Origin of the sequence: Pseudomonas granadensis, from assembly GCF_900105485.1 — a bacterium.
In the GTDB taxonomy this organism is placed as follows: Bacteria; Pseudomonadota; Gammaproteobacteria; order Pseudomonadales; family Pseudomonadaceae; genus Aquipseudomonas; species Aquipseudomonas granadensis.
On record NZ_LT629778.1, the window covers coordinates 4,906,527 to 4,924,987 of the forward strand.

Annotated in this window: 18 protein-coding genes; all 18 read right to left on the reverse strand. The window is 55.8% G+C overall.

The window, feature by feature from the left end; genetic code table 11:
* Positions 1-8 precede the first annotated feature (8 nt).
* Positions 9-377, reverse strand: a complete 369-nt coding sequence (rplN, locus tag BLU52_RS21845) for a 50S ribosomal protein L14 (RefSeq protein WP_002555479.1) — start codon at positions 375-377, stop codon at positions 9-11.
* A gap of 23 nt (positions 378-400) precedes the next feature.
* The gene (gene rpsQ / locus BLU52_RS21850; protein ID WP_003194644.1) at positions 401-667 is read right to left on the reverse strand and encodes a 30S ribosomal protein S17; all 267 of its coding nucleotides are present in this window, start codon (positions 665-667) and stop codon (positions 401-403) included.
* A 2-nt stretch (positions 668-669) separates the two neighbouring features.
* On the reverse strand, positions 670-861 hold the full coding sequence (gene rpmC / locus BLU52_RS21855; protein WP_002555481.1) for a 50S ribosomal protein L29: 192 nt from the start codon (positions 859-861) through the stop codon (positions 670-672).
* On the reverse strand, positions 861-1,274 hold the full coding sequence (gene rplP / locus BLU52_RS21860) for a 50S ribosomal protein L16 (protein WP_003228729.1): 414 nt from the start codon (positions 1,272-1,274) through the stop codon (positions 861-863). The genes rpmC and rplP overlap by 1 nt, the downstream gene beginning before the upstream one ends.
* Before the next feature lie 12 nt (positions 1,275-1,286).
* Positions 1,287-1,973, reverse strand: a complete 687-nt coding sequence (gene rpsC, locus BLU52_RS21865) for a 30S ribosomal protein S3 (protein WP_003176422.1) — start codon at positions 1,971-1,973, stop codon at positions 1,287-1,289.
* A 13-nt stretch (positions 1,974-1,986) separates the two neighbouring features.
* Positions 1,987-2,319 carry a 50S ribosomal protein L22 gene (rplV, locus tag BLU52_RS21870; RefSeq protein ID WP_003103908.1) on the reverse strand — a complete coding sequence of 111 codons (333 nt, stop codon included), beginning with the start codon at positions 2,317-2,319 and terminating at the stop codon, positions 1,987-1,989.
* Between the two features lie 11 nt (positions 2,320-2,330).
* Entirely contained in the window at positions 2,331-2,606 is a 276-nt protein-coding gene (rpsS, locus tag BLU52_RS21875; RefSeq protein ID WP_011336172.1) for a 30S ribosomal protein S19, read from the reverse strand.
* A 16-nt stretch (positions 2,607-2,622) separates the two neighbouring features.
* Entirely contained in the window at positions 2,623-3,447 is an 825-nt protein-coding gene (gene rplB, locus BLU52_RS21880) for a 50S ribosomal protein L2 (RefSeq protein ID WP_003228734.1), read from the reverse strand.
* A 14-nt stretch (positions 3,448-3,461) separates the two neighbouring features.
* The gene (gene rplW, locus BLU52_RS21885; protein WP_002555488.1) at positions 3,462-3,761 is read right to left on the reverse strand and encodes a 50S ribosomal protein L23; all 300 of its coding nucleotides are present in this window, start codon (positions 3,759-3,761) and stop codon (positions 3,462-3,464) included.
* A complete protein-coding gene (gene rplD / locus BLU52_RS21890; protein WP_003228735.1) occupies positions 3,758-4,360 on the reverse strand; it encodes a 50S ribosomal protein L4 in 603 nt (200 codons plus the stop codon). The genes rplW and rplD overlap by 4 nt, the downstream gene beginning before the upstream one ends.
* Positions 4,361-4,372: 12 nt before the next feature.
* On the reverse strand, positions 4,373-5,008 hold the full coding sequence (gene rplC / locus BLU52_RS21895) for a 50S ribosomal protein L3 (RefSeq protein ID WP_003228738.1): 636 nt from the start codon (positions 5,006-5,008) through the stop codon (positions 4,373-4,375).
* Between the two features lie 80 nt (positions 5,009-5,088).
* The gene (rpsJ, locus tag BLU52_RS21900) at positions 5,089-5,400 is read right to left on the reverse strand and encodes a 30S ribosomal protein S10 (protein ID WP_003186070.1); all 312 of its coding nucleotides are present in this window, start codon (positions 5,398-5,400) and stop codon (positions 5,089-5,091) included.
* 156 nt (positions 5,401-5,556) lie between these two features.
* Positions 5,557-6,750 carry an elongation factor Tu gene (tuf, locus tag BLU52_RS21905; RefSeq protein WP_024014521.1) on the reverse strand — a complete coding sequence of 398 codons (1,194 nt, stop codon included), beginning with the start codon at positions 6,748-6,750 and terminating at the stop codon, positions 5,557-5,559.
* A gap of 31 nt (positions 6,751-6,781) precedes the next feature.
* On the reverse strand, positions 6,782-8,887 hold the full coding sequence (gene fusA, locus BLU52_RS21910; RefSeq protein ID WP_090286772.1) for an elongation factor G: 2,106 nt from the start codon (positions 8,885-8,887) through the stop codon (positions 6,782-6,784).
* 30 nt (positions 8,888-8,917) lie between these two features.
* Entirely contained in the window at positions 8,918-9,391 is a 474-nt protein-coding gene (rpsG, locus tag BLU52_RS21915; protein ID WP_016772941.1) for a 30S ribosomal protein S7, read from the reverse strand.
* A 107-nt stretch (positions 9,392-9,498) separates the two neighbouring features.
* The gene (gene rpsL, locus BLU52_RS21920) at positions 9,499-9,870 is read right to left on the reverse strand and encodes a 30S ribosomal protein S12 (protein ID WP_003186084.1); all 372 of its coding nucleotides are present in this window, start codon (positions 9,868-9,870) and stop codon (positions 9,499-9,501) included.
* Positions 9,871-10,086: 216 nt separating this feature from the next.
* The gene (gene rpoC, locus BLU52_RS21925) at positions 10,087-14,286 is read right to left on the reverse strand and encodes a DNA-directed RNA polymerase subunit beta' (protein WP_090286774.1); all 4,200 of its coding nucleotides are present in this window, start codon (positions 14,284-14,286) and stop codon (positions 10,087-10,089) included.
* A 64-nt stretch (positions 14,287-14,350) separates the two neighbouring features.
* Entirely contained in the window at positions 14,351-18,424 is a 4,074-nt protein-coding gene (rpoB, locus tag BLU52_RS21930; protein ID WP_090286776.1) for a DNA-directed RNA polymerase subunit beta, read from the reverse strand.
* Positions 18,425-18,461 lie beyond the last annotated feature (37 nt).

Below are 18,461 nucleotides of genomic sequence, written 5' to 3' on the forward strand. Positions count from 1 at the left end.
GGATCTCCTTACAGCACTTCTGGGGCGAGCGAGACGATCTTCATGAACTTCTCAGTACGAAGTTCACGGGTCACTGGCCCAAAGATACGGGTGCCGATCGGCTCTTGCTTGTTGTTCAGAAGAACAGCAGCGTTGCCATCAAAGCGGATAATGGAGCCATCAGCACGACGTACGCCGTGACGAGTGCGGACTACAACAGCAGTCATCACTTGGCCTTTTTTCACTTTACCGCGAGGAATTGCTTCCTTCACGGTAACTTTGATGATGTCACCGATACCAGCGTAACGACGATGGGAGCCACCCAGCACCTTGATGCACATAACACGGCGAGCGCCGCTGTTATCGGCCACATCGAGCATGGATTGAGTCTGAATCATATAATTTCTCCGACCCCTAGCCCTTAGACTTCCACAGCGCGTTCGAGAACATCAACCAGCGCCCAAGACTTGGTCTTGGCCATCGGACGAGTTTCACGAATAGTGACTTTGTCGCCGATGTGGCACTGATTGGTTTCGTCGTGCGCGTGCAGCTTAGTCGAACGCTTAACGTATTTACCGTAGATCGGGTGCTTAACGCGACGCTCGATCAGAACGGTGATGGTTTTGTCCATCTTGTCGCTGACAACACGGCCAGTCAGCGTACGGACAGTTTTTTCGGCTTCAGCCATGATCACTTACCTGCCTGCTGGTTGAGCACAGTCTTCACGCGAGCGATGTCACGCTTAACTTGCGAGAGCAGATGAGACTGCCCCAACTGGCCAGTTGCTTTCTGCATGCGCAGATTGAACTGGTCGCGCAGCAGGCCGAGCAGTTGCTCGTTCAGCTGCTGTGCGGATTTTTCACGAAGTTCATTCGCTTTCATCACATCACCGTCCGTTTAACAAAGGAGGTGGCGAGCGGCAGCTTTGCAGCAGCCAGGGCGAAAGCCTCACGCGCCAGCTCTTCAGAAACACCCTCGATTTCATACAGGACTTTGCCTGGCTGAATCTGGGCAACCCAGTACTCCACGTTACCCTTACCTTTACCCATACGAACCTCGAGAGGTTTTTTGGAGATCGGCTTGTCCGGGAATACACGGATCCAGATCTTGCCGCCACGTTTTACGTGACGGGTCAGAGCACGACGCGCTGACTCGATCTGACGAGCGGTGAGACGACCACGAGCAACAGACTTCAGCGCGAACTCGCCGAAGCTGACTTTGCTACCGCGCAGTGCCAGACCACGGTTGTGGCCGGTCATCTGCTTGCGGAACTTCGTACGCTTTGGTTGCAACATTTGGCGTACCCCTTACTTAGCAGCTTTTTTACGAGGCGCTGGTGCTTGTGGTTTCAGTTCTTCTTGGCGACCACCAATAACTTCGCCTTTGAAGATCCAAACCTTTACACCGATCACACCGTAAGTGGTGTGAGCTTCGTAGTTGGCATAGTCGATGTCGGCACGCAGGGTGTGCAATGGCACACGACCTTCGCGATACCATTCAGTACGTGCGATTTCAGCACCGCCGAGACGACCGCTCACTTGGATTTTGATGCCTTTGGCACCAATGCGCATGGCGTTCTGTACTGCGCGCTTCATAGCGCGACGGAACATTACGCGACGCTCCAGCTGCTGAGCTACGCTCTGCGCAACCAGCATACCGTCGAGCTCCGGCTTGCGGATCTCTTCGATATTGATGTGCACAGGCACACCCATTTGCTTGGTCAGGTCCTGACGCAGTTTCTCAACATCTTCACCTTTCTTCCCGATAACGATACCTGGACGAGCGGTGTGGATGGTGATGCGTGCAGTTTGGGCCGGACGATGGATATCGATACGGCTTACGGACGCGCTTTTTAGTTTGTCTTGGAGATACTCACGCACTTTCAGATCTGCGAACAAGTAGTCCGCATAAGTCCGACCGTCTGCGTACCAGACGGAGGTGTGCTCCTTGACGATTCCCAGGCGAATGCCAATGGGATGTACTTTCTGACCCATCTCTTCGACTCCGTTACTTGTCAGCAACCTTGACAGTGATATGGCAAGACCGCTTGACGATGCGATCAGCACGGCCTTTGGCACGTGGCATGATGCGCTTCAGCGAACGCCCTTCGTTGACGAAAACGGTGCTGACTTTCAGGTCATCAACGTCTGCGCCTTCGTTATGCTCGGCGTTGGCTACGGCCGACTCCAGCACTTTTTTCATGATCTCGGCGGCTTTCTTACTGCTGAAAGCCAACAGGTTGAGCGCTTCGCCCACCTTCTTCCCGCGGATCTGGTCGGCGACCAAGCGGGCTTTCTGGGCGGAGATTCGAGCGCCCGACAACTTAGCGGCTACTTCCATTTCCTTACCCCTTAACGCTTGGCTTTCTTGTCAGCCACGTGCCCGCGATAGTTGCGGGTACCGGCGAACTCGCCCAGTTTGTGGCCGACCATGTCTTCGTTAACGAGAACCGGGACGTGCTGACGACCGTTGTGTACTGCGATGGTCAGACCGACCATTTGTGGCAGGATCATGGAACGACGCGACCAGGTTTTAATTGGTTTGCGATCGTTCTTTTCCGCCGCCACTTCGATCTTCTTCAGTAGGTGAAGATCAATAAAAGGACCTTTTTTCAGAGAACGTGGCACTGTCGTATCCCTCTATTTACTTGCGACGACGGACGATCATTTTGTCGGTACGCTTATTACCACGAGTCTTCGCGCCCTTAGTCGGGAAGCCCCATGGCGATACCGGATGACGACCACCAGAGGTACGACCTTCACCACCACCATGTGGGTGGTCAACCGGGTTCATGGCAACACCACGAACGGTTGGGCGAACGCCACGCCAGCGTTTGGCACCGGCTTTACCCAGCGAACGCAGGCTGTGCTCGGAGTTCGAGACTTCGCCCAGGGTCGCACGGCATTCAGCCAGGACTTTACGCATCTCACCGGAACGCAGACGCAGGGTAACGTACACACCTTCACGAGCGATCAGCTGAGCCGAAGCACCAGCGGAACGAGCGATCTGTGCGCCTTTACCTGGCTTCAATTCGATGCCGTGTACGGTAGAACCGACTGGAATGTTGCGCAGTTGCAGAGCGTTGCCTGGCTTGATTGGAGCCAGAGCGCCTGCGATCAGCTGGTCGCCAGCACTCACGCCTTTAGGGGCGATGATGTAGCGGCGCTCGCCGTCTGCGTAGCACAGCAGTGCGATGTGAGCAGTACGGTTTGGATCGTATTCGATACGCTCGACAGTGGCGACGATGCCATCTTTGTCGTTGCGACGGAAATCGACCATACGGTAATGCTGCTTATGACCACCACCGATGTGACGAGTGGTAATACGGCCATTGTTGTTACGACCACCAGTCTTCGATTTTTTCTCGAGCAGCGGTGCGTGAGGAGCGCCTTTATGCAGCTCCTGGTTGACCACCTTGACCACAAAACGGCGGCCAGGGGAAGTCGGTTTGCATTTAACGATTGCCATGATGCACCCCTTCCTTACTCAGCACTGCTGCTGAAATCGAGATCTTGGCCTGGCTGAAGGGAGATAACTGCCTTCTTCCAGTCATTACGCTTGCCCAGACCGCGAGCAGTGCGCTTGCTCTTACCCAGAACATTCAGGGTAGTGACGCGCTCTACTTTCACGCTGAACAGGCTTTCGACGGCCTTCTTGATTTCCAGCTTGGTTGCGTCAGTAGCAACCTTGAAAACGAACTGGCCTTTCTTGTCTGCCAGAACCGTAGCCTTCTCGGAAACGTGCGGGCCAAGCAGAACTTTAAATACGCGTTCCTGGTTCATCCCAGCAGCTCCTCGAATTTCTTCACGGCCGACACGGTGATCAACACCTTGTCGTATGCGATCAGACTAACTGGATCGGAACCTTGCACGTCACGTACATCTACGTGCGGCAGGTTGCGAGCAGCCAGGTACAGGTTCTGATCAACAGCGTCCGACACGATGAGAACATCGGTCAGGCTCATGTTGTTCAGCTTGCCCAGCAGATCTTTGGTTTTCGGAGTTTCAACAGCGAAATCCTGAACCACGACCAGACGATCAGTACGCACCAGCTCAGCAAGGATGGAACGCATTGCTGCGCGATACATCTTCTTGTTCAGCTTCTGGGAGTGATCCTGTGGACGAGCTGCGAAAGTGGTACCGCCGCCACGCCAGATTGGGCTACGGATAGTACCGGCACGAGCACGGCCAGTACCTTTCTGACGCCATGGGCGCTTGCCGCCACCACGAACGTCGGAACGGGTCTTCTGCTGCTTGCTACCTTGACGGCCGCCGGCCATGTAGGCCACGACTGCTTGGTGAACCAGCGTCTCGTTGAATTCGCCGCCAAATGTCAGTTCGGAAACTTCGATCGCTTGAGCGTCATTTACATTTAATTGCATGTCAGCTTCCCCTTAACCGCGAGCCTTGGCTGCTGGACGTACAACCAGGTTGCCGCCAGTAGCGCCAGGAACAGCGCCCTTGACCAACAACAGATTGCGTTCAGCGTCCACGCGCACTACTTCCAGGGACTGCACGGTCACGCGCTCAGCGCCCATATGACCGGACATTTTTTTGCCCTTGAATACACGACCAGGAGTCTGGCACTGGCCGATAGAGCCTGGGACGCGGTGGGATACGGAGTTACCGTGGGTGTTATCTTGCCCGCGGAAATTCCAACGCTTGATCGTACCCTGGAAGCCTTTACCCTTGGACTGACCGGTTACATCAACCAGTTGACCAGCGGCGAAGATTTCAGCGTTGATCAGATCGCCTGCCTGGTACTCGCCTTCTTCAAGACGGAATTCCATGGTGGTGCGACCAGCGGCAACGTTCGCTTTAGCGAAGTGGCCAGCCTGAGCTGCTGTTACACGCGAAGCACGACGCTCGCCGACAGTGACTTGCACTGCACGATAGCCATCGGTCTCTTCAGTTTTGAACTGGGTGACGCGATTCGGCTCGATCTCAATGACCGTGACCGGAATGGAGACACCTTCTTCGGTGAAAATACGGGTCATACCGCATTTACGACCGACTACACCAATAGTCATGTTGTAAACCTCATGAGTGTACGGGGCTTTCACCCGCTATGGCCGCCCATTTCAGAGCGTTACACGACTAAGACCGAGTCTTAGCCGAGGCTGATCTGCACTTCCACACCGGCCGCAAGATCAAGCTTCATAAGAGCATCAACGGTTTTATCCGTTGGCTGGACGATGTCCAGAACGCGCTTATGAGTGCGGATCTCGTACTGGTCACGCGCGTCTTTGTTGACGTGCGGGGAAACCAGAACGGTGAACCGCTCTTTACGGGTAGGCAGTGGAATTGGACCACGCACTTGAGCACCAGTACGTTTCGCGGTTTCCACGATTTCCTGGGTTGATTGGTCGATCAGGCGATGGTCAAAAGCCTTCAACCTGATACGGATTTGCTGATTTTGCATTGGATTTCAGACTCCGGCTGCTATTCCCACCGGGCGCAATACGCCCGTTAAAAGGAGGCGCAATTCTATAGACGCCCCCGATAGGTGTCAACCCAATAAAAAAGCCCCCGCTGAGCGGGGGCTTTTTCAATCCATCAAGCTGACTTTAAAAAAGTCTTACTCGATGATTTTGGCTACGACGCCGGCGCCGACGGTACGACCGCCTTCACGGATAGCGAAACGCAGACCGTCTTCCATCGCGATGGTTTTGATCAGGGTAACAGTCATCTGAATGTTGTCACCTGGCATTACCATTTCAACGCCTTCTGGCAGCTCGCAGTTACCAGTCACGTCAGTAGTACGGAAGTAGAACTGTGGACGGTAGCCTTTGAAGAACGGAGTGTGACGACCGCCTTCTTCCTTGCTCAGAACGTAAACTTCTGCGGTGAACTTGGTGTGCGGCTTGACCGAACCTGGCTTGACCAGAACCTGGCCACGCTCAACGTCGTCACGCTTGGTACCACGCAGCAGAACGCCGCAGTTCTCGCCAGCACGACCTTCGTCGAGCAGCTTGCGGAACATCTCAACACCGGTGCAGGTGGTGGTGGTGGTGTCACGCAGACCAACGATTTCCAGCGCATCCTGAACGCGAACAATACCGCGCTCGATACGACCAGTCACAACAGTACCGCGACCCGAGATCGAGAATACGTCTTCGATTGGCATCAGGAATGGCTTGTCGATCATACGAACTGGTTCTGGGATGTAGGTATCCAGAGTTTCAACCAGTTTACGAACGGCAGTGGTGCCCATTTCGTTGTCGTCTTTGCCTTCCAGCGCCATACGAGCCGAACCGATGATGATCGGAGTGTCGTCGCCTGGGAAGTCGTAGGTCGACAGCAGGTCACGAACTTCCATCTCAACCAGTTCCAGCAGCTCAGCGTCGTCTACCAGGTCAGCCTTGTTCAGGAAAACCACGATGTACGGAACGCCTACCTGACGGGACAGCAGGATGTGCTCACGGGTTTGTGGCATCGGACCATCAGCGGCCGAGCAAACCAGGATCGCGCCGTCCATCTGGGCAGCACCGGTGATCATGTTCTTCACGTAGTCAGCGTGACCTGGGCAGTCAACGTGAGCGTAGTGACGAATAGTCGAGTTGTACTCAACATGAGCGGTGTTGATGGTGATACCGCGAGCTTTTTCTTCTGGAGCGCTGTCGATCTTGTCGAATTCAACGACGGCCGAACCGAAAACTTCGGAGCAGACGCGAGTCAGAGCAGCGGTCAGAGTGGTTTTACCGTGGTCAACGTGACCGATGGTGCCAACGTTGACGTGCGGTAGGGAACGATCAAATTTTTCTTTAGCCACGACAATTAACTCCTAGCCTAAAGGGGCTGAATCAGCCTTGTTTTTTGGTTACGGATTCGACGATGTGCGACGGAGCCGTATCGTATTTTTTGAATTCCATAGAGTAGCTTGCGCGACCCTGGGACATGGAACGAACGTCGGTCGCATAACCGAACATCTCACCCAGTGGAACCTCGGCACGGATAACCTTGCCGGACACTGTGTCTTCCATACCCTGGATCATGCCGCGACGACGGTTAAGGTCGCCCATCACATCACCCATATAGTCTTCAGGCGTAACAACTTCTACAGCCATGATCGGCTCGAGCAACTCACCACCGCCCTTCTGGGCCAGTTGCTTGGTCGCCATGGAAGCAGCCACTTTAAACGCCATCTCGTTCGAGTCGACGTCGTGGTAAGAACCATCGAACACGGTAGCCTTCAGGCCGATCAGCGGATAGCCGGCAACAACGCCGTTCTTCATCTGCTCTTCGATACCCTTCTGGATAGCCGGGATGTATTCCTTAGGAACCACACCACCTACAACTTCGTTCACGAATTGCAGACCTTCCTGACCTTCGTCAGCAGGAGCAAAACGAATCCAGCAGTGACCGAACTGGCCGCGACCACCGGACTGACGAACGAACTTGCCTTCGATTTCACAGTTCTTCGTGATGCGCTCACGATACGAAACCTGAGGCTTGCCGATGTTGGCTTCGACGTTGAACTCACGGCGCATCCGGTCAACCAGGATGTCCAGGTGCAGCTCGCCCATGCCGGAGATGATCGTCTGACCAGTCTCTTCATCAGTTTTAACGCGGAAAGACGGGTCTTCCTGAGCAAGTTTGCCCAGAGCAATACCCATTTTTTCCTGGTCGTCCTTGGTCTTGGGCTCTACGGCAACCGAAATAACCGGCTCCGGGAAGTCCATGCGAACCAGGATGATTGGCTTGTCAGCGTTGCAGAGGGTTTCACCAGTGGTGACGTCCTTCATGCCGATCAGGGCCGCGATGTCGCCAGCGCGTACTTCCTTGATCTCTTCACGGGCGTTTGCGTGCATTTGCACCATACGACCCACACGCTCTTTCTTGCCCTTGACCGAGTTGATCACGCCGTCGCCGGAGTTCAACACGCCCGAGTAAACGCGGACGAAGGTCAGAGTACCCACGAATGGGTCGGTAGCAATCTTGAACGCCAGAGCAGCAAACGGCTCGTCATCGCTTGCGTGACGCTCCATTTCCTCTTCCTCGTTATCAGGGTTGGAACCCTTGATCGCAGGAATGTCGGTCGGAGCAGGCAGGTAATCGATAACGGCGTCGAGAACCAGGGGAACGCCCTTGTTCTTGAACGAAGAACCGCAAACGGCCAGAACGATTTCGCCGGCGATAGTACGCTGACGCAAAGCAGCCTTGATCTCTTCGATCGACAGCTCTTCGCCTTCCAGGTACTTGTTCATCAGCTCTTCGTTGGCTTCGGCAGCAGCTTCAACCATGTTGTTGCGCCACTCTTCAGCCAGCTCTTGCAGCTCGGCAGGGATGTCCTTGCGAACAGGGACCATACCCTTGTCAGAGTCATTCCAGTAGACAGCTTGCATGTTGATCAGATCAATCTGACCCTGGAAGTTGTCTTCGGAACCGATAGCCAGCTGAATCGGCACCGGAGTGTGACCCAGACGCTGCTTGATCTGACCGATCACGCGCAGGAAGTTGGCACCGGCACGGTCCATCTTGTTTACGTAAACAAGACGTGGAACGCCGTATTTGTTGGCTTGACGCCATACGGTTTCCGACTGCGGCTCAACACCCGAAGTACCGCAGAATACAACGACAGCGCCGTCGAGTACGCGCAGGGAACGTTCAACTTCAATGGTAAAGTCTACGTGGCCTGGGGTATCGATTACGTTGAAGCGGTGCTCGTGCGGGTACTGCTTCTCGGAACCTTTCCAGAAGGCGGTAATGGCAGCAGAAGTAATGGTAATACCACGCTCCTGCTCCTGAACCATCCAGTCTGTGGTCGCGGCGCCATCATGCACCTCGCCCATTTTGTGACTTTTGCCGGTGTAAAACAGTACGCGCTCGGTGGTGGTGGTTTTACCAGCATCCACGTGAGCGACGATACCGATGTTACGGTAGCGGCTAATCGGAGTAGTACGAGCCATAAAGCCCTCGCAAAATTAGTGAAGCTAAAATTAGAAGCGGTAGTGCGAGAAAGCTTTGTTGGCTTCGGCCATACGGTGCACGTCTTCACGCTTCTTAACAGCAGCACCTTTACCTTCAGCAGCATCCAGCAGTTCGCCAGCCAAACGCAGAGCCATAGACTTCTCGCCACGCTTACGGGCGAAGTCTACCAACCAGCGCATTGCCAGAGCGTTACGACGGGAAGGACGAACCTCGACCGGAACCTGGTAAGTAGCACCACCAACGCGGCGCGACTTCACTTCGACCAGCGGAGCGATGGCGTCGAGTGCTTTTTCGAAGAGTTCCAGGGGATCGGTGCCAGCCTTACGGGCCGCAACGGTTTCCAGGGCACCATAAACGATACGCTCGGCAACGGCTTTCTTGCCGCTTTCCATAACGTGGTTCATGAATTTGGCGAGGATCTGGCTTCCGTATTTCGGATCGTCCAGAATCTCACGCTTTGCTGCTACGCGACGTCTTGGCATGATAAGCCCTCAAGCGGTCTTCAGGTTAGCTCGGGACAGATCCAATGGATGCGTGCCCGACCTTACTCTTATCGACTCAATAAAATGAAAAACTGCAAAACGGCCGATTACTTCGGACGCTTGGTACCGTACTTCGAACGACCCTGGTTACGGCCTTTAACGCCGGAAGTATCCAAGGAGCCGCGAACGGTGTGGTAACGAACACCTGGCAAGTCTTTTACACGACCGCCGCGGATCAGTACCACGCTGTGCTCTTGCAGGTTGTGACCTTCACCACCGATGTACGAGGAAACCTCGAAACCGTTGGTCAGGCGCACACGGCATACTTTACGCAGTGCCGAGTTAGGTTTTTTCGGCGTGGTGGTGTACACACGGGTGCACACGCCACGACGTTGCGGGCAGTTCTGCAGCGCAGGCACGTCGGATTTCTCGACGATACGCTTACGCGGCTGACGTACCAGCTGGTTGATAGTTGCCATCTACTAGCTCCACTGTTGTCTTGCGACGCTATTGTCTTGCAAGAAAAGCAAAATGGCAGGAACGAATTCCCGCCAAATTTAGGGGATCAAGAGTCTAAAGAGGATCTTGGTCCCAGTCAAGGCAAGGCCCCGACCTCCCCGCCCGTCGAACCTTGACTAAATGTCTCGATTCGACGAACGGAGCGATCAGGGCCTTACGCTCAATTACCGCAGAACTCAGTTACCGCTCGAGTTCAGCGCTTCGGTCAGTGCAGCTTCCACTTCACTGGCGCTTACGCGCAACGGTTTGTCTGCATCACGGCGACGCTTGCGCTCGCTGTGATAAGCCAGACCGGTACCCGCCGGGATCAAACGACCCACGACAACGTTTTCTTTCAGGCCGCGCAGGTAATCGCGCTTGCCGGTGACTGCCGCTTCGGTCAGTACGCGGGTGGTTTCCTGGAAGGAAGCCGCCGAGATGAACGATTCGGTGGACAACGACGCCTTGGTGATACCCAGCAGAACGCGAGTGAACTTGGAGACAAACTTGTCTTCCGTGCTCAGACGCTCGTTCTCTACCAGAACGTGAGTCAGTTCCATCTGGTCGCCCTTGATGAAGCTGGAGTCGCCGGACTCGGAGATCTCAACTTTACGCAGCATCTGACGCAGGATGGTCTCGATGTGCTTGTCGTTGATCTTCACGCCTTGCAGACGGTAAACGTCCTGGATCTCGTTGACGATGTACTTGGCCAGCGCACTTACACCCAGCAGACGCAGGATGTCGTGTGGATCGCTCGGACCGTCGGAGATAACTTCGCCACGGTTTACCTGTTCGCCTTCGAACACGTTCAGGTGACGCCACTTCGGAATCAGCTCTTCGTACGGATCGCTACCGTCGTTCGGGGTAATGACCAGACGGCGCTTGCCCTTGGTCTCTTTACCGAACGCGATGGTGCCGCTGACTTCAGCCAGAATCGACGCTTCTTTCGGACGACGGGCTTCGAACAGGTCGGCAACACGCGGCAGACCACCGGTGATGTCACGAGTCTTCGAAGTTTCCTGCGGGATACGAGCGATAACATCACCGATCGCAATCTTCGCACCGTCAGCCACACCGACCAGGGCGTTGGCTGGCAGGAAGTACTGAGCGATAACGTCAGTGCCTGGCAGCAACAGATCCTTGCCGTTGTCGTCAACCATCTTCACTGCAGGACGAATTTCCTTGCCCGCAGCTGGACGATCTTTCGCGTCGAGTACTTCAATGTTGGTCATACCGGTCAATTCGTCAGTCTGACGCTTGATCGTGATGCCTTCTTCCATGCCCACGTAGGTCACGGTACCTTTCATTTCGGTAACGATCGGGTGAGTGTGCGGATCCCACTTGGCCACGATGGCGCCAGCGTCGACCTTGTCACCCTCTTTAACCGAAATCACGGCACCGTACGGCAGCTTGTAACGCTCGCGCTCACGACCGAAGTCATCAGCGATCGCCAGCTCACCGGAACGGGACACAGCTACCAAGTGGCCATCCACTCGCTCAACGTGCTTCAGGTTGTGCAGACGGACGGTACCGCCATTCTTCACCTGAACGCTGTCGGCTGCAGAAGTACGGCTTGCCGCACCACCGATGTGGAACGTACGCATGGTCAGCTGGGTACCCGGCTCACCGATGGACTGGGCAGCGATAACGCCGACCGCTTCACCGATGTTCACCTGGTGACCACGCGCCAGATCACGGCCGTAGCACTTGGCGCAAATGCCATAGCGGGTTTCGCAGCTGATCGGCGAACGCACGATCACTTCGTCGATGCTGTTCAGCTCGATGAATTCAACCCACTTCTCGTCGACCAGAGTACCGGCAGGAACGATAACGTCCTCGGTACCTGGCTTGAATACGTCACGGGCAATAACACGACCCAATACGCGCTCACCCAACGGCTCTACAACGTCACCGCCTTCAATGTGCGGAGTCATCAGCAGACCGTGTTCAGTGCCGCAATCGATCTCGGTTACAACCAGATCCTGCGCCACGTCTACCAGACGACGAGTCAGGTAACCGGAGTTCGCAGTTTTCAACGCGGTATCCGCCAGACCTTTACGAGCACCGTGAGTCGAGATGAAGTACTGAAGTACGCTCAAACCTTCACGGAAGTTCGCAGTAATCGGCGTTTCAATGATGGAACCGTCCGGCTTGGCCATCAGACCACGCATACCGGCCAACTGACGAATCTGTGCTGCGGAACCCCGCGCACCCGAGTCGGCCATCATGTACATCGAGTTGAACGACTCTTGATCGACTTCAACGCCGTGACGGTCGATAACCTTCTCTTTCGAGAGGTTGGCCATCATTGCCTTGGAAACTTCGTCGTTCGCTTTCGACCAGAGGTCGATCACTTTGTTGTACTTCTCGCCCTGGGTTACCAGGCCGGAGGCGTACTGGCTCTCGATCTCTTTCACTTCGTCGGTGGCAGCACCGATGATGCGGGCTTTTTCATCCGGGATAACGAAGTCGTTAACACCGATGGAAACGCCGGAGATGGTCGAGTACGCGAAACCGGTGTACATCAACTGGTCAGCGAAGATCACGGTCTCTTTCAAACCAACCACGCGGTAGCACTGGTTGATCAGCTTGGAGATCGCCTTTTTCTTCATCGGCAGGTTGACGACGTCGAACGACAGACCTTTTGGCACAACCTGGAACAGCAGCGCACGGCCGACAGTGGTGTCGACGATACGGGTACCGCTCACGCTGTTGCCGTCACGGTCGTTGACGGTTTCGTTGATACGAACCTTGACCTTGGCGTGCAGTGCGGCTTCGCCGGCACGGAACACACGGTCAACTTCCTGCAGATCCGCGAATACACGACCTTCGCCTTTGGCGTTGATCGCTTCACGGGTCATGTAGTACAGACCCAATACAACGTCCTGCGACGGAACGATGATTGGCTCACCGTTGGCTGGCGACAGAATGTTGTTGGTCGACATCATCAACGCACGCGCTTCCAACTGGGCTTCCAGTGTCAGCGGTACGTGCACGGCCATCTGGTCGCCGTCGAAGTCGGCGTTGTACGCGGCGCAGACCAGCGGGTGCAGCTGGATAGCCTTACCTTCGATCAGAACCGGTTCAAACGCCTGGATACCCAGACGGTGAAGGGTCGGTGCACGGTTGAGCAGGACCGGGTGTTCGCGAATCACTTCAGCTAGAACGTCCCAAACCTCTGGCAGCTCACGCTCGACCATTTTCTTGGCCGCTTTGATGGTGGTCGCGAGACCGCGCATTTCCAGCTTGCCGAAAATGAACGGCTTGAACAGCTCGAGAGCCATCTTCTTCGGCAGACCGCACTGGTGCAGACGCAGGGTCGGGCCTACGGTAATTACCGAACGACCGGAGTAGTCAACACGCTTACCGAGCAAGTTCTGACGGAAACGACCCTGCTTACCCTTGATCATGTCAGCCAGGGATTTCAGAGGACGCTTGTTGGAACCGGTGATAGCGCGGCCACGACGACCGTTGTCGAGCAGTGCATCGACAGCTTCCTGCAACATACGCTTTTCGTTGCGCACGATGATGTCCGGAGCGGACAGATCCAGCAGGCGCTTCAAACGGTTGTTACGGTTGATCACTCGACGATACAGATCGTTGAGGTCGGAAGTCGCGAAACGACCGCCATCCAGCGGGACCAGTGGACGCAGATCTGGCGGCAGAACCGGCAGAACGGTCAGCACCATCCACTCTGGCAGGTTGCCGGAACCCTGGAAGGCTTCCATCAACTTCAGACGCTTGGACAGCTTCTTGATCTTGGTTTCGGAGTTGGTTTGCGGAATTTCTTCGCGCAGACGGCCAATCTCGTGTTCCAGGTCGATAGCGTGCAGCAGTTCACGGACAGCTTCAGCACCCATGCGGGCGTCGAAGTCGTCACCGAACTCTTCCAGCGCTTCGAAGTACTGCTCGTCGTTCAGCAGCTGACCTTTTTCAAGGGTGGTCATGCCTGGATCGATAACGACATAGCTCTCAAAGTAGAGAACGCGTTCGATATCACGCAGGGTCATGTCCATCAGCAAGCCGATACGCGACGGCAGCGATTTCAGGAACCAGATGTGGGCAACCGGCGACGCCAGTTCGATGTGCGCCATGCGCTCACGACGAACCTTGGCCAGTGCAACTTCAACGCCGCACTTCTCGCAGATCACACCACGGTGCTTCAAGCGCTTGTACTTACCGCACAGGCACTCGTAATCCTTTACCGGGCCAAAGATCTTGGCGCAGAACAGGCCGTCACGCTCAGGTTTGAACGTACGGTAGTTGATGGTTTCCGGCTTTTTAACTTCACCGAACGACCACGAACGGATCATCTCAGGCGATGCCAATCCGATACGGATGGCGTCGAACTCTTCGACTTGACCCTGGTTTTTCAGCAAATTCAGTAGGTCTTTCAAGGCCTTTCCTCCTGGCGGAGCAGAGAGCGGGCAATCCTGCCCCGCTCTCGATTCGCGTCACGTGTTATTCGGTTTCCAGATCGATATCGATGCCGAGGGAACGAATTTCCTTGATCAACACGTTGAAGGACTCGGGCATGCCCGGCTCCATACGGTGATCGCCATCCACGATGTTCTTGTACATCTTGGTACGGCCGTTCACATCGTCCGACTTCACTGTGAGCATTTCTTGCAGAGTGTATGCAGCACCGTATGCTTCCAGTGCCCAGACCTCCATCTCCCCGAAACGCTGACCACCGAACTGCGCCTTACCACCCAGCGGCTGCTGGGTAACCAGGCTGTACGAACCGGTAGAACGCGCGTGCATCTTGTCGTCTACCAAGTGGTTCAGCTTCAGCATGTACATGTAGCCAACGGTAACTGGACGCTCGAACTTGTTGCCGGTACGGCCGTCGGTCAGCTGCATCTGGCCGCTTTCCGGCAGGTCTGCCAGTTTCAGCATGGCCTTGATTTCGCTTTCCTTGGCGCCGTCGAACACTGGAGTGGCCATTGGAACGCCGCCACGCAGGTTCTTCGCCAGATCCAGGATTTCCTGATCGGAGAAGCTGTCCAGATCTTCGTTACGACCGCCGATCTGGTTGTAGATCTCGTCCAGGAAGGTGCGCAGTTCAGCGACTTTACGCTGCTCTTCGACCATCCGGTTGATCTTCTCGCCCAGACCTTTGGCCGCGAGGCCCAGGTGGGTTTCGAGGATCTGACCAACGTTCATACGCGAAGGTACGCCCAGCGGGTTGAGGACCACGTCGACCGGGGTGCCATTGGCATCGTGCGGCATGTCTTCAACCGGCATGATCACGGAGACCACACCTTTGTTACCGTGACGACCGGCCATCTTGTCGCCCGGCTGGATGCGACGACGGATTGCCAGGTAAACCTTGACGATTTTCAGCACGCCTGGAGCCAGGTCATCGCCCTGCTGCAGTTTGCGCTTCTTGTCTTCGAACTTGTCGTCCAGCAGACGGCGACGATCAACGATGTAGGCCTGAGCCTTCTCGAGCTGCTCGTTCAGAGCATCTTCAGCCATGCGCAGTTTGAACCACTGGCCGTGCTCGAGACCGTCGAGTACTTCGTCGGTGATGTCCTGGCCTTTCTTCAGACCCGCGCCGCCTTCAGCCTTGTGGCCTACCAGAGCGGAACGCAGACGTTCGAAAGTCGCGCCTTCAACGATGCGGAACTCTTCGTTCAGATCCTTGCGGATCTCGTCCAGCTGGGACTTCTCGATCGACAGAGCACGAGCATCACGCTCAACGCCGTCACGAGTGAAGACCTGTACGTCGATGACAGTACCTTTGGTGCCGGTTGGCACGCGCAGGGAGGTGTCCTTAACGTCGCTGGCTTTTTCACCGAAGATCGCACGCAGCAGTTTTTCTTCCGGCGTCAGCTGGGTCTCGCCTTTCGGAGTGACCTTGCCGACCAGGATGTCGCCTGCGCCTACTTCAGCACCTACGTAAACGATACCGGCTTCGTCCAGCTTGTTCAGTGCAGCTTCACCCACGTTCGGGATGTCCGCAGTGATTTCCTCTGGGCCAAGCTTGGTGTCACGGGCCACACAGGTCAGTTCCTGAATGTGGATCGTGGTGAAGCGGTCTTCCTGAACCACACGCTCGGACAGGCAGATGGAGTCTTCGAAGTTGAAGCCGTTCCACGCCATGAACGCGATGCGCATGTTCTGACCCAGAGCCAGTTCACCCATGTCGGTGGACGGGCCGTCGGCCATGATGTCGCTACGCTGAACGCGATCGCCCTTGCTCACCAGCGGACGCTGGTTAATGCAGGTGTTCTGGTTCGAGCGGGTGTATTTGGTCAGGTTGTAGATGTCGACACCAGCTTCGCCGGTTTCAACTTCGTCATCAGCAACACGAACCACGATACGGCTGGCGTCGACGGAATCGATCACGCCGCCACGACGAGCCACGACGCAAACGCCGGAGTCACGGGCTACGTTACGCTCCATGCCGGTACCGACCAGCGGCTTGTCAGCGCGCAAGGTTGGTACAGCTTGACGCTGCATGTTCGAACCCATCAACGCACGGTTGGCGTCGTCGTGCTCGAGAAACGGAATCAGCGACGCTGCAACCGAAACTACCTGCTTCGGCGAAACGTCCATCAAGGTGACTTCTTCAGGCGCCTTGACGGTGAATTCGTTCAGGTGACGTACGGCAACCAGTTCGTCGATCAGGACTTTCTGCTCGTTCATGGTCGCCGAAGCCTGCGCGATCACGTGATCGGCTTCTTCAATGGCGGACAGGAACACGATCTCGTCGGTGACCACACCCTCTTTCACCACGCGGTACGGGCTTTCCAGGAAGCCGTACTGGTTGGTGCGAGCGTACGCAGCCAGGGAGTTGATCAGACCGATGTTCGGACCTTCCGGCGTTTCAATCGGGCAGACACGACCGTAGTGAGTCGGGTGTACGTCACGGACTTCGAAGCCAGCGCGCTCACGCGTCAGACCGCCAGGGCCGAGTGCAGAGACACGACGCTTGTGGGTGATCTCGGACAGCGGGTTGTTCTGGTCCATGAACTGCGAGAGCTGGCTGGAACCGAAGAACTCTTTCACCGCCGCAGCCACTGGCTTGGCGTTGATCAGGTCTTGCGGCATCAGGCCTTCGCTTTCAGCCATCGACAGACGCTCTTTGACCGCACGCTCAACACGTACCAGGCCAACGCGGAACTGGTTCTCGGCCATTTCGCCTACGCAGCGAACACGACGGTTACCCAGGTGGTCGATGTCATCGACAATGCCTTTACCGTTGCGGATGTCGACCAGAGTCTTCAGCACCGCGACGATGTCTTCCTTGCACAGCACGCCCGAACCTTCGATCTCGGTACGACCGATACGACGGTTGAACTTCATCCGGCCGACCGCAGACAGGTCATAGCGCTCAGGGCTGAAGAACAGGTTGTTGAACAGGGTTTCGGCTGCGTCTTTGGTTGGCGGCTCGCCTGGACGCATCATGCGATAGATCTCGACCAGCGCTTCCAATTGGTTGCTGGTGGAGTCGATCTTCAGCGTGTCGGAGACGAACGGACCGCAGTCGATGTCGTTGGTGTACAGAGTCTCGATGCGTACAACGCCGGCCTTGGCAATTTTTGCCAGGACTTCGGTGTTCAGCTCGGTGTTGCACTCAGCCAGGATTTCGCCGGTAGCCGGATGCACGATGACCTTGGCGGTGGTGCGACCCAGAACGTAGTCCAGAGGCACTTCCAGTGTCTTGATGCCGGCTTTTTCGATCTGGTTGATGTGGCGCGCGGTAATACGGCGGCCTGCTTCAACGATGACCTTGCCCTTTTCGTCCTGGATGTCCAGAACTGCGATCTCGCCACGCAGGCGCGACGGCACCAGTTCCAGGCTGAGGGTTTCGCCGCTCAGGTGGAAAACGTTGGTGGTGTAGAACGCGTCGAGCACTTCTTCGGTGGTATAGCCGAGCGCGCGCAGCAGCACGGATGCCGGCAGCTTGCGACGACGGTCGATACGCACGAACACGCAGTCTTTCGGGTCGAACTCGAAGTCCAGCCACGAACCGCGGTAAGGAATGATGCGCGCGGAGTACAGCAGTTTGCCGGAGCTATGCGTCTTGCCGCGGTCGTGGTCGAAGAACACGCCCGGGGAACGGTGCAGCTGGGAAACGATTACACGCTCTGTACCGTTGATTACGAAGGTACCGTTCTCAGTCATCAGGGGGATTTCACCCATGTAGACTTCTTGCTCTTTGATGTCCTTGATCGCTTTGTTCGACGATTCTTTGTCGAAAATGATCAGGCGCACTTTTACCCGCAAAGGTACGGCGAAAGTTACACCGCGCAATACGCATTCTTTGACATCAAATGCCGGTTCGCCCAGACGATAACCGACGTACTCCAGCGCAGCATTGCCGGAGTAGCTGATGATCGGGAAAACGGATTTGAAGGCCGCATGCAGGCCCACGTCGCGGAACTGATCTTTAGTCGCTCCCGCTTGCAAGAATTCACGATACGAATCCAGCTGGATGGCCAGGAGGTAAGGCACATCCATGACGTCCGGCAACTTGCTAAAGTCCTTGCGGATACGTTTTTTCTCAGTATATGAGTAAGCCATCAGCGTTCCCCAGCTTGGTCACCTGCTTGTTTGGCCC